Origin of the sequence: Psychrobacillus sp. NPDC096623 (assembly GCF_044762655.1) — a bacterium.
Lineage (GTDB): Bacteria > Bacillota > Bacilli > Bacillales_A > Planococcaceae > Psychrobacillus.
In genome coordinates this window covers 974,820-986,648 of record NZ_JBIWER010000001.1, presented here as the reverse complement: position 1 = coordinate 986,648, position 11,829 = coordinate 974,820, and the positions used below count along the sequence as shown (strand labels likewise).

12 protein-coding genes and 1 pseudogene are annotated in these 11,829 nt (G+C 33.9%); all 13 read left to right on the top strand.

All coding sequences use genetic code 11. The features are described 5' to 3' along the window. Positions 1–182: 182 nt before the first annotated feature. The 13 genes and pseudogenes from ACIQX2_RS04650 (at position 183) to ACIQX2_RS04590 (ending at position 11,528) form a co-directional block, all read left to right on the top strand. Positions 183–311, top strand: coding sequence for a hypothetical protein (locus ACIQX2_RS04650; protein WP_402847454.1), 129 nt, complete (start codon positions 183–185; stop codon positions 309–311). Between the two features lie 395 nt (positions 312–706). After that, positions 707–937 (top strand): ATP-dependent Lon protease, encoded by a 231-nt coding sequence (locus tag ACIQX2_RS04645; RefSeq protein WP_402847453.1) that lies wholly within the window; start codon positions 707–709, stop codon positions 935–937. A 68-nt stretch (positions 938–1,005) separates the two neighbouring features. After that, positions 1,006–1,575: a P-loop nucleotide/nucleoside kinase family protein gene (locus ACIQX2_RS04640; protein WP_402847452.1), complete on the top strand. Its 570-nt coding sequence runs from the start codon at positions 1,006–1,008 to the stop codon at positions 1,573–1,575. 620 nt (positions 1,576–2,195) lie between these two features. After that, the gene (locus ACIQX2_RS04635; protein ID WP_402847451.1) at positions 2,196–2,582 is read left to right on the top strand and encodes a DUF7668 domain-containing protein; all 387 of its coding nucleotides are present in this window, start codon (positions 2,196–2,198) and stop codon (positions 2,580–2,582) included. A gap of 273 nt (positions 2,583–2,855) precedes the next feature. Beyond that, a complete protein-coding gene (locus ACIQX2_RS04630) occupies positions 2,856–3,605 on the top strand; it encodes a glucose 1-dehydrogenase (RefSeq protein ID WP_402847450.1) in 750 nt (249 codons plus the stop codon). Between the two features lie 280 nt (positions 3,606–3,885). Next, positions 3,886–4,299, top strand: coding sequence for a VOC family protein (locus tag ACIQX2_RS04625; RefSeq protein ID WP_402847449.1), 414 nt, complete (start codon positions 3,886–3,888; stop codon positions 4,297–4,299). A gap of 197 nt (positions 4,300–4,496) precedes the next feature. After that, complete coding sequence (locus ACIQX2_RS04620) at positions 4,497–4,898, top strand: hypothetical protein (protein WP_402847448.1); 402 nt, start codon at positions 4,497–4,499, stop codon at positions 4,896–4,898. A gap of 781 nt (positions 4,899–5,679) precedes the next feature. After that, positions 5,680–6,663 (top strand): phosphatidylglycerol lysyltransferase domain-containing protein, encoded by a 984-nt coding sequence (locus ACIQX2_RS04615; RefSeq protein WP_402847493.1) that lies wholly within the window; start codon positions 5,680–5,682, stop codon positions 6,661–6,663. A gap of 720 nt (positions 6,664–7,383) precedes the next feature. After that, a complete protein-coding gene (locus tag ACIQX2_RS04610; protein WP_402847447.1) occupies positions 7,384–7,881 on the top strand; it encodes a zinc metalloprotease in 498 nt (165 codons plus the stop codon). Positions 7,882–8,832: 951 nt separating this feature from the next. After that, positions 8,833–9,093: pseudogene (locus ACIQX2_RS04605) on the top strand (MCP four helix bundle domain-containing protein); the annotation flags it as partial. Between the two features lie 107 nt (positions 9,094–9,200). Then, positions 9,201–9,563 carry a methyl-accepting chemotaxis protein gene (locus ACIQX2_RS04600; protein ID WP_402847446.1) on the top strand — a complete coding sequence of 121 codons (363 nt, stop codon included), beginning with the start codon at positions 9,201–9,203 and terminating at the stop codon, positions 9,561–9,563. Between the two features lie 36 nt (positions 9,564–9,599). Continuing rightward, the gene (locus ACIQX2_RS04595) at positions 9,600–9,866 is read left to right on the top strand and encodes a hypothetical protein (RefSeq protein WP_402847444.1); all 267 of its coding nucleotides are present in this window, start codon (positions 9,600–9,602) and stop codon (positions 9,864–9,866) included. 99 nt (positions 9,867–9,965) lie between these two features. Beyond that, positions 9,966–11,528: a sensor domain-containing diguanylate cyclase gene (locus tag ACIQX2_RS04590; protein ID WP_402847442.1), complete on the top strand. Its 1,563-nt coding sequence runs from the start codon at positions 9,966–9,968 to the stop codon at positions 11,526–11,528. Positions 11,529–11,829: the final 301 nt, after the last annotated feature.

The following is an 11,829-nucleotide window of genomic DNA, read 5'->3' as shown; positions in this document are numbered from 1 at the left end:
GATGTTGAACAGTTGAATGCTGTGGTTCTTCCACGAAATGTAGCTTCAAATAAAGTAATAGCAAAATGTGGTTTTCACCTTAGAGGGAATGTTGAAATTGATGATCAACTACATTATCATTACACACTTGCAAAAAAATGATGAAATAAGTTTATTCAACTAACGGGTGCTTTAGTAAACGAGTGGCGCAAGTTGAAAGAAAAGGGAATCAAGTAGAAATAGTTACATATGTGCGTAATGAGAAAACAACAAAATTCACAATGCCAGTAGAACTATTTGAAAAACTGTCCAAAGAAATGATTCAAGATTAACACAATGTGTTTTTACATTAACGGGTACATTAACAGAACAGGACTGTCAGGAGACAGCCCTGTTCTTCAACTCACGGGTGCTTTAGTTAAACAAGACCATCATTTATCGATGGTTTATTTTTTTATACGAAAAATCAAGTAGATCTCAGAAATGAATTGTGAATCGGTACACTTAAACTAACGGGGTAGTTTAGTTGAATAAGAAGGAGTATTAAGAGTGATGTTGAATAAGTTAGATATGTAAATTTTTGAATAAAATGGGTGCTTTACTTCAAGTCTGGGGTTGGCACTTTTTTCTTGAATTAACGCAGCTGGTTAGTTAAATAACTTGTGTTCAACAATCCGAACATTTAGTGGATTACAGGTAGGCAGATTAGATTAAGGGGGGGAGTTTTATGAAGTTATTGTTATCCATTCTATTAGCTGGGCTTTTAGGTATCTTGGCTATGCTCGGTTTTTTTGGAACCTATATGGTTTGTGCAATTATTGTCGGAGTCATTTTCAGGTCATATATTTTAATTAATGAGATTCATAAACAAGTAGTACCAGCCAATAGCAATGACAGAGTGAAAGAGGTGTACGAAAGATATGTAAAAGAGAGAGAAGGAAAAGAAACAGAAAATTAATGTATGACTTTCTTCAACTAACGCGGCAGTTTAGTGTAATAAACAAATAAATCAGATGGGAGTAATAAATGGTTATTTTAATAAGTGCTGTAAGTGGTACTGGAAAAACATTGATGGCTCAAAAGTTGCTAGAAAAATATCATATTTCTTATCTCTCTATAGACCATTTAAAAATGGGCTTGTACAGAGGAGATAAGAATTGTGGATTTACACCACTAGATAGTACCGAATTCATTGGAGATAAGCTCTGGCCAATATTAAGAGGGATTATTATGACAAATATCGAGAATGAACAACATATCATTATTGAAGGATGCTATATATTGCCTCACTATATGAAGGGCTTTGACATCAATTATTCAGAAAAAATCATTCCAGTATTCTTTGGTTTTTCGACGAATTATATTCAAGAAAACTTCGAAACAAAAATAGTGAAACATAGGAATGCTGTTGAACTCCGTAATTGGCCCGAAGAAAGAACGATAAAAGAACTAATCAAGGAACATAAAGAATTTAAAACAAAATGTTTACAAGTAGGTGTTAGGTATTTTGAAATCGAAAACGACTATGACAAAGAAATATTGAATGTTTATGACTATATAGAGGATGAAAAACGGAGAATTGAGTTATTGAAGTAACGGGTGCTTTAGCTAATCATGGCCATCATTTCGATGGTCTATTTTTATAACCAAAACATCGAGTAGAACTCAGAATGCATTGTGAAATGTTACACTTAAACTAACGAGGCAGGTTAGTTGAATTGTTTAACTTGTGTTCAACAATCGGGCCATTATCTGGAATAACGTATTGTATAAATGATGAGGATTTGAAATAATTGGTATTAAGGCAGGATCATTAATAAAGTTTTTTTAGAGAATTCAGAAGTGGGGAAAGAGGGTTGTTATGGCAGTTGTATTAATAAGTATTTGTGCGACATTAATTACTTTTATGACAGTTTTCAAACTAATCACAGTGTTTAGGGTAGTCTACAAAAAAGGGAAAATAAATACTAGCAAGTTTATAGTATTAGCTACCTCTTCAATAGCTGTAGGTTTAATAATTTCTATATCCCTATATTTTGGATACCAAAGATTTTGGCACTTTTTATCTAATTATTGATCGTTTATCTTCAACAAAAGGGCGCGATTGTTTAATAAGCGTCGCTTCTTCTTAAACTAACGGGTGCTTTACTTCAAGAAGGATTAAAGCCTTTTTTCTTATTGACCTAATGCGGCAGGTTACTTCAAGAAGGAAGATATTGAAAACACGTAGAATTTTAAAAGAGAGACTATTTAAAATGGTGAATTGGATGAACATAAAAAGTAAAATAAAGTCATTACTGAGGGAGACTGTTATAGATTTTGTCCAAGGCGATTTTAATAAAATTCAAGCAAAGTTACAAAAGGGGCTATCAATCAGTGACCTTAAAGAAGAGTTGAGTTACTGGGATTCATTAACGATTCCGCCTGATGCAGCTTATGAAAATGTAGATTTTTATAAGTATGATGATGGTTCAGGATATGCCTTGGAATTTGAACTTTGGATTGATAATCAAAGAAGCGATTTAACATTATCCTGTGAAGCTCTAATAGACGAATATAATAATATTCGTGCTTTTACTGTTGAAAATCTACACGTATTATAAAAATGTTTTTTTAAGGAATAGAAGGAGGACAATTAAGAGATATCCCTAAACAAACGTTCCGATCAGCTTTTTATTTCTTGTTAGATGGATTATTTACGGAGAGCTTTATTTATGATGATTTTCTAATTCGCTTTGAAGAAGCTTGGATTGTATTTTGGTATGGAGTATCGAAATAAAATTGTACGGGAACATAAGATAATATTGTTTATTCAAGAATAGGGCGCAATTCTATAACTAGGATTAGCGCTTATTTAAAAAGGACGTGTAATTATAATGGATTTTTCTAATAAAACAGTGATCATAACAGGGGCTGGAAATGGAATTGGGAGAGGAATTGCCCTACATTATGCAGAAAAAGGTGCCAATGTTATTTTAGCAGATATCGACGAAAAAGCAGGTACAAAAACAGTTACCAGGATGAAAGAACAGGGTAAAGAAGTACTTTTCGTAAAAACAGATGTAAGGCTCGAAATAGATATTGTTCGATTAATGGAATTAGCTAATCAAACATATGGCCGGATAGATATTTTAATCAATAATGCAGGAAAAGCGTTATTCAAGTCCCCTTATGATATTTCGCTAGAAGAATGGGACGATGTGATAAACACAAACTTAAGAAGTGTTTTCTTGGGTTCACGTGAAGCAGCAAAGTATATGCGACACAATAAGGAAGGTGGATCAATTGTTAATATCTCCTCCACAAGGGCCATTATGTCTGAGCCAAATTCAGAATCTTATGCTGCCACAAAAGGTGGTATCGTAGCCATTACACATGCACTTGCAGCCTCATTTAGCGAAGATAGGATTACAGTCAATGCTATTTCCCCAGGTTGGATTGAAACAGGAGATTATTCAAAATTAAGTAAAATTGATCATGAACAGCATCTATCAAAGCGCGTAGGAAAACCAGATGATATTGCACGAGCCTGTCTTTATTTAACAGCCAAAGAAAATGATTTTGTTACAGGTATTAATCTTGTCATAGACGGAGGAATGACGAGGAAAATGATGTATGAGGAATAGGTGGTAAATACAGAAGTGCTATCAATAGAGCCTAATTTATCCAAGGTGATTTACTGAATCATCATGTTTCACAAATTTAATAGAAAAAAATGAATACTTTTGTACAGAAGCTCCAATAGCATTTCCTTTCTACCGTAACTTGATTGTAATAAATCTTGTTCAACTAACGGGTGCTTTACTTCAATAAGGAGTAGAGCCTTTTTTACTAACGGGGCAGGATAGTGGAACAAAATGATTTTTTTGAGGGTGAAGGATAATAATATTGAACGGAGGAACTAAATTGGAATATGTTTTAGATCACGTTGGAATTGCTGTTAGAAGTATTGATGATGCTCTTCCCTTTTATCTTAATGTATTAAACGGATCATTAGAGGACCGTTATACAAGTGATACACCTGGTGTTGAAGTACACGTTGCTGTTGTCAGAACCAATGATAAAGTAATTGAATTACTGGAACCAACCAACAAGAACTCTCCAATGGCTCGGTTTATAAAGCAAAGAGGAAAAGGGGTGCATCATATTGCATATCGAGTTGACGATTTGGACAAAGCAATACTCGAGGCTAGTAAAAAAGGAGTTCGTTTTCTAGAAGACACACTACGTATTAACACGCGTGGAAGAAGGCTCATTTATGTTAATCCCGCATCAACTGATGGAACTTTAATCGAACTTTGTAGCTATTTGAATAACTAAAGAAAAATAAACTTGAATTTTCTTAATTAGTAGAAGCAATTCAAAGAAACAATATGGGGAATTAACGTGAACTTTAAATAAACTATAACGTTGCTCAACTAACGGGGCAGGTTAGTTTAATAAGAGGTATTTATTTACAATTGTCGAAATAGTTATTACTTAGGGACAATTCAATCCGCATTTGAGGAGGAGTTATGTTGAGAAAAATAGTTATTTTACTATTTACAATGATTCTACTAACAGCTTGTTATTCAAATCAGGAAACTATTAAAGCTACTGGTGAAGGCGACTTTTGGAATGCACAACTAATATACGAGATGACCGATACCGATCTCCTTCACAGAGGAGGAATCCAATATACAGGAGATGAGGAACTCCTATATGTCACTTATACGGTAGTTACTGACGAAGGAGGACTTAGTGGGGAAGTTGAACCTCAAGAAGAACAAACTGCAATATCCTTTGGGACGGGCGGAGGGAATAATCCTCCAGCTACTAAAGATGAAGCAATTATATCGTTAAACCACGCTACTGTTGAAATTAAATGGCGGACTAATACAGGCGAATATGAAGAACTAATTAACTTCAAAGTAAATTAGTTTTTTACGTTGACATCTCCGTTCTTCTTCAACTAACGGGTGCTTTACTTCAAGAATGAGTAAAGCATTTTTTATTGTTTTTTCTAATTTAACTAACAGGGCAGTTTAGTTGAAGAGTTTTGTTTAACTTGTGTTCAACAATCGGGCCATATTGTTGAATTACTCCCAACGGAAAGTTGTCTAATTATGTTAAAATAAATTATGAAGTTAAATAATAATTTGATTATATTTATTAATGAGAAATATTCTAGTTATGAGGGGTGAATTAAATGGTATCCGACGTTTTATTTTTATTTAAGTCTCAATACGTATTACGCAATGTCCACAAAACATTAGCAAGTAGATTTATAGATATTCGTTTATTTCGATTCACTGATAATAACGGGAATTATGACCGTTTATCTGTTATTGTTAAACTGTCAGTTACTTCATCTAAATACATTGTTATAGTAAAAACAAGAACTTCAAACAAGTTCCGGGACAACAATCATTACAAAAACACTTCAGTATACTGACTTCTACTCATCGGTAAAATGAAGTGTTTTTGAATTTTAAAAATTATTTCTATATAGAAAACATTCCCCCTGTATGTTATCTTTATAAAGTTCTAATGTACAAGGAGGAATTTTAACTGAAACTTGAACTCGTCTCGTTATATTTAATATATTTTTCGTTACTGGCAGTCATAATTTACGTGTGTTATTTAAATAAAAAAGTTTCTAAAGAATCTAGTAATAGTACAGTTGAGAAAATTAATGAACGTTATCTACAAGCTTTTTTAATGACTTATGGTGGGAACCATATCTCTCATCTTATTTTTTTAAAGGACAAACAGCTCTACTGGGCACAGGAGAATAAAGTGCTTATTGTTTATAAAACGATTTTTAATCGAGCAATTGTTTTGAGCGATCCGATTGGAGAACCAACATTATTCCAAGCAGCAATCAATGAATTCTTTGAGAATTGTAATGACAAAGGATTGAAACCTCTTTTCTATCAAATAAGTTTAGCAAATATGCATTTATACCAAGAAATTGGCTATCGCTTCATGAAATTAGGGGAAGAAGGAAAGGTTACCCTTCCAACTTATTCTCTTGAAGGAAAACAAGGGGCAAAATTAAGAACAAAATTCAATAAATTTTCTCGACTCGGCTATACATTTCGAGTCGTAACGCCTCCCTATTCAGATGCATTTATTGATGAACTCTCAGTCGTTTCGAACACATGGCTAGGTAATCAAAAAGAGAAAGGTTTTTCCGTTGTATCGTTTAGTAAGGAATATGTAGAACGTTTTCCTGTTGCACTACTCTATAATTCGAATGGACAAACAGTGGCATTTGTGACGTTAGCAACCGATTATCGAAAGACCATAATTATCGACCTTATGCGAAAAATCCCAAATACCCCACACGGGACAATGGATGTTCTATTTATTCATATCATGAAATGGGCAAAGAATCATGAATACCAAAGTTGTAGTTTAGGGATGGCACCATTAGCGAATGTCGGAAATTCTACGACTTCATTATTCAGCGAAAAAATGATTCACAAGGTTTTCTCATACGGAAAATTTTCTTATAACATCAAAGGGTTGAAAGAATTTAAGAGTAAATTTGCGAGTGTATGGGAACCAAAGTATTTAGCTTATAAAGGAGCTTTTCTACCAGTTGCTCTTTTCCATATATATTTAGTTATTCATAAGACACCTGTACCTCAACCGATTTTTGTTCAAAAAATCAAACTTTTCTTAAAAAAAGCAGGATAACACACATAAAAAGACATCTTGGGATATTAATTCCTAAGATGCCTTTTATTTATATTCGCTCAAAATTTTGGAAATAAAGATAATTTACAAGATGGGGATAAGCATATAACCGAAGAAATAGATGAGGTCATTTCTGATTACATTATTCAAAAAATTCGCTGAACAGCTACCAATAACTGTTATAAATATCGTTATTTCTATTATTTGATTAGTTTTTACGTTGATTGTTGGTAGAATTAAACTAGATAAATACAAAAGAGGAATAACGGTTATATGTTGGTTTTTTGTTGTACTTTGGTCTTTTGGATTTATACAACAATTGTTTGGAACACCTTTTGAAAAAATGGTTTGTTCGTTAGTATTGCTTCTTGGAGTTATCTCGAACTTGCGTATGGCGATTGAAAAAAATAGCTGTAAATATTTAATTAACAAATTTGTGAACAATTAAACTTAAACTAACGGGTGCTTTAGTAAAGATCATGGGTTGCTTAGGCAACTCTTTTTTCTTCTTGAACTAAAGCGGCAGGTTAGTTGAAGAAGAAATGAATTTTGATAAATCAAAATGGAAAATTTAACCCTAGTTGAATCTTTTACTTTTTACAAACGTAGTACAGAAAGGGAATTTTTTGTTTAATTCATCATTTCTAAAGAAGTAATAAAGGTAACAAATACTACTTATTTATAGAGAAACGGGGAATCATTTTACTGAATATTCTTGATGTGGTTTTAATATTAATCGTTATTACAATTGCTATTTTTATACATGAAATCGGTCATGCAATTGCAGTACTTTTACGGAATAAGAAAGCAAAGGCAGAGCTATATCTTGGTTCAATAAGTAAAGAGAAAAAGCTGAAGCTAAGTCTTGGAAGAATTATATGTTATCTAACCATAGCCTTTTCAGGTAGATGTTGGGTTTCGAACTCAGAAGAATTGCCACTATCTACAAATAAACAAAGACTTATTTTTTTTGCAGGTGGACCGATTGCTTCATTACTAGGTTTTGTAGCACTATATTTTTTCTCCCAATTGATTCCTGGCGTGTTAGGCATAATAATTAATAAAATTGCATTCATAAGTTTGTTAATATTCTTAACTTCAGTAATTCCCTTTAGATATCCTTCATTCCTAAGAAATATAGGCGGTTTACAAAATGATGGTTTAAAGATTTTTAATATACTTCAAGAAATTAGAAAACAGCAAAAAATAGTTTCATAAGAAGAAAATGTCTAAATGTACATACAGGGACTTTGATCCAGCAAAGAGTTTAGCTTCCTATTTTTTGAACTTATCCTACACCTCTAATCATAGTCGCAACATTGGTTTGGAGAAAAATAAACAAGTAATCTTGTTAAGCTAACGGGTGCTTTAGCTAAAGCACAGCAGAAAGCTACATTTTATCCATCGTTAAAGGCAAGAAGGATAAAACCTCTCTGGAGTTAGAGAAGACCTTGGCACGTCACACATGGATATGATGCGGCAACTCGGGAGACCCTACCGGTCTTTTCTTCTTATAGAAGAGTATGTTGTACAAGCGATAATAAGCAAGGAAACCAAATGCCATTGTAGGGAGTCGGATAGCAGCGTAGTACCAATGAAGTTGGGTAATGCCGATGGAGGAAAGGTTGCTACCAAGTTATCACCCTTACTTGGGACACATTTACTACACACAGGGGTAGAGATAATAAATGTAAACTAAACTATTAAGGATAGCGGAATTAGCAAAATCCGATCGAAAGAGATTAACTACATTTTATGAATGGTGACGTATGCGTAAATAGCGCAAACACGGTTCTGTGAGGGGGAGGAACACAATCTACCGTAATGTTGAGAGGTTCCCTTCTACTTGACTAGTTCAATTTATGATGTAACTATATTCCATTTAATTCGTTTCTATACGGTTTAGAACAAATTTTATAGCAATTATAGATTCCATTACAAAATTCATATTTATGACATGTTTTATTTGTTTTCCCTATATTTTTTGGCAAAAGGATGATGGTAAAATATAGTGTTGCTAAAACTTTATGTTTTAAGAATGAAAATGGATGAGGAAAAATAGTGAATTTCTTTTAAAACTTAAAAACTTCGGTCAAATTGGTTACAGCATTTGTATTGTTGAGTATTGTGTTAGGTGCAGTAGGGTTATAATGCTTAACAAATTTTAATAAATCGAAAGAACAACTACAATTTATGTTTAATGAACGGGTTGTCCCGATAAGTGAATTAGGTAATGTGGAGACTTTATATCAGCAGATTCGTGTAAATATACGAGATATGGTATTTGTGGCAGAAACTGCTTCACAAAAGAAAGAGTTTGAAGATGTTATCATCACTATTAAAGAAGATATTGATACTGAATTAAAAGATATTGAATTAAACAAAATTATGCTTGATTCGAGGGATCAGAGATTTCTACTGCTAGTCTAGAAGAAAGTGCGTCTGGTTTAGAAGAAGTAACGATAGGAATACAAAACATTGCGGATAGTTCGAATACCATTGCAGAAGCTAGTTCACATGCAACGGGACAAGCGAAAATGGGATGTGAGTTTGTTGGTAAGACTGCTCAACAAATTCACGCAATCCATCGATCGGTAAATGAAAGTGGAGAAGCTATTCGTTCTTTAGATACACGTTCACAGGAAATTGGAGAAATCACAAAAGTAATTACAGAAATAGCTAACCAAACTAACTTATTTGCATTAAATGCAGCTATCGAAGCAGCAAGGGCAGGGGAGCATGGAAAAGGGTTTGCCGTAGTTGCAGATGAAGTTCGTAAGCTGGCAGAACAATCCCAACAATCTTCCACTCAGATTTCAACGTTAATAAATGAAATACATGTGGATATGGCACGCTCAAACGATTCAATTAATCAAGTAAAATCGGATGTGCAAGAATGACTTACAATCGTCGAGAAAACGGAAGAAAGCTTTATAATGATTTTGGATTCCTTAGATAAAGTGGGTATGCAAATTGATGATACGGCGGCGACAGCTGAACAAATGTCGGCAAGTGCACAAGAAGTCTCTGCAAATGTAACGAGTAGCACCTCTATGTCAAGAAATGCTAGCGAGAACTCTCAATCTGTCGCTGCTGCAACGGAAGAGCAATTGGCATCTATGGAGGAAATCTCTTCGGCATCTAACAATTTATCGGAGATGGTCATGAATCTACAAGAACTTGTAAGTAAGTTTAGATTATAAAATACGCCGTCTGACTTAAGATTGATAGAAGTCAGACGGTATATTTTATTGGGCTATTCAGAATATGAATGGCACTTTTTCATTGATTGGTGGAGATATATGAAGAAACCTATTAGATTAAGTATACAATTTCTTGTTTTGAGCTTACTGACTTTTGCCATGATTGGTACCTTTGTTGGAAGTACTATTTCAAGCATTTTAGTAAGTAAAAACAACTTGGAGAAGAATTATTTAATAGAGAATCAATACTACGCTCAGAAATTGGCTAGTACAACGGATTCTCTTTTTGAAAATATGATTAAAACCTTAACCATGGAGTCAGAAGAGGAAGAATATTCAACCGCAGATTCTAAAGAAATATATGAGGAAGTAAAACAGACGCTAGAATCTACTACGTTTTTTAATTCCGTAGTTTTTGTGGATCAAACAGGAAGTATCGTTGTATCAGCACCAAATAGGGAATTAGAGGGTACAAAATCGAATAGGATCGGTGCAAAAGAAGCCTTGAAAAAGAAAGTACCCTTAATATCGGAACCTTATGTAGCCATGACGGGGAAGCTGATATTGCTTGTTTCTGTACCTGTCTTTGATGATAGTGGGGCATATAAAGGGTTTATAGGAGGGACCATCCATTTACATGAAGAAAACAGCCTAACGAGAGTTCTTGGCCAACATCCAAAACATGAAAATGATTCGTATGTATATGTAGTCGATTCTAAAGGTAATATTATTTATCATCCAGATAAAGATAGAATTAACGATAGCGCTAAAGAAAACAAAGCCGTACAGCAAGTGTTGAAAGGGAATAACGGAAGTCTAGAAGTTATTAACACACAAGGTATTAAAACGCTAGCTGGTTACGCTTCTTCTACAAGCAAATGGGGCATTGTCTCCCAAACACCTAAAAAAGCCGTTATGGAACCAACGATTGAAATGGCAAAGCAAGTTAGCTTCATTGCCATTCCCTTTATGATTTTTGTTTTTGTCCTAACCTTTGCCATGTTTAAAAAAATTGTGAATCCGATAAGATCGTTAGCCCTCTACGCAAAACAAATTACACTTGATCCATCGGTGCCTACGCCCCGCATTCCTGGCTGGTATTTTGAGTTGATGGAATTAAAGCGTGCTATTTTAAAAAATGTTGATTTTTATGAAAAAAAACTGACGTATGTGGAGAGTGAATCAAATCTTGATCCACTGACTGGCTACTATAATCGCCGCTCTTTAGAAAAAAAGATTAGCCATTTAGGAATGTACTCCATCGTTTTGTTTGATATTGACCGTTTTAAAACCGTAAACGATCAATTCGGACATCAAGTGGGGGATGAGGTATTAACATACATTTCCGAATTAGCTAAAAAAGAAACCAGAGAAAGTGATTTGTGTTTCCGTATAGGTGGAGAAGAATTTTTAATTGTTCTCCCGGAAACGGATCTAGCATTGGCTCAAACGATTGCAGAACGAATAAGGAAAATAGCTGAGGCCAAAATTAGTCCTACTGGAAAGCCGATAACGATTTCGATGGGAATTGGAAATTTGCCAACTACAGCAAGTGATTTTACAGAATTATTCAAAGTGACTGACCAAGCTTTATACAAAGCGAAAGAAGAGGGAAGAAATAGAGTAGTCATTGCAAATCGTTTAAACAAAAATAAAAACTAGCGACATTATGTCACTTACAATAAGAATCCAAAGCAACATAAATAGAATTATGTTGCTTTGGAGTAAAAGTGCCTGTTTTTGTACAGGTGCTTTTTATTTTGGTAATAATCGTTAAAAATTTGAAAGAAGAAGTAATTAAATCATTTACCCAAGAGCTGTTAACTTTTTAATTGAAGACGAAATAGATAGATTATGCGAAATGAGTTTTTAGTAGAAAGGAAATTAATAATTATGACGGTTAATTTCCCCAGAGAATGTACGATCTTATCTGCAGAAAGAAAATATCTTTAAGTGATTATCA

What these genes read in the sequence shown, in the direction of transcription:
- ACIQX2_RS04645 (WP_402847453.1), top strand. Translation starts at nt 707, where the DNA reads ATGAAGTTATTGTTATCCATTCTATTAGCTGGGCTTTTAGGTATCTTG.
- ACIQX2_RS04640 (WP_402847452.1), top strand. Translation starts at nt 1,006, where the DNA reads ATGGTTATTTTAATAAGTGCTGTAAGTGGTACTGGAAAAACATTGATG.
- ACIQX2_RS04630 (WP_402847450.1), top strand. Translation starts at nt 2,856, where the DNA reads ATGGATTTTTCTAATAAAACAGTGATCATAACAGGGGCTGGAAATGGA.
- ACIQX2_RS04615 (WP_402847493.1), top strand. Translation starts at nt 5,680, where the DNA reads ATGACTTATGGTGGGAACCATATCTCTCATCTTATTTTTTTAAAGGAC.
- ACIQX2_RS04600 (WP_402847446.1), top strand. Translation starts at nt 9,201, where the DNA reads ATGGGATGTGAGTTTGTTGGTAAGACTGCTCAACAAATTCACGCAATC.
- ACIQX2_RS04595 (WP_402847444.1), top strand. Translation starts at nt 9,600, where the DNA reads ATGATTTTGGATTCCTTAGATAAAGTGGGTATGCAAATTGATGATACG.
- ACIQX2_RS04590 (WP_402847442.1), top strand. Translation starts at nt 9,966, where the DNA reads ATGAAGAAACCTATTAGATTAAGTATACAATTTCTTGTTTTGAGCTTA.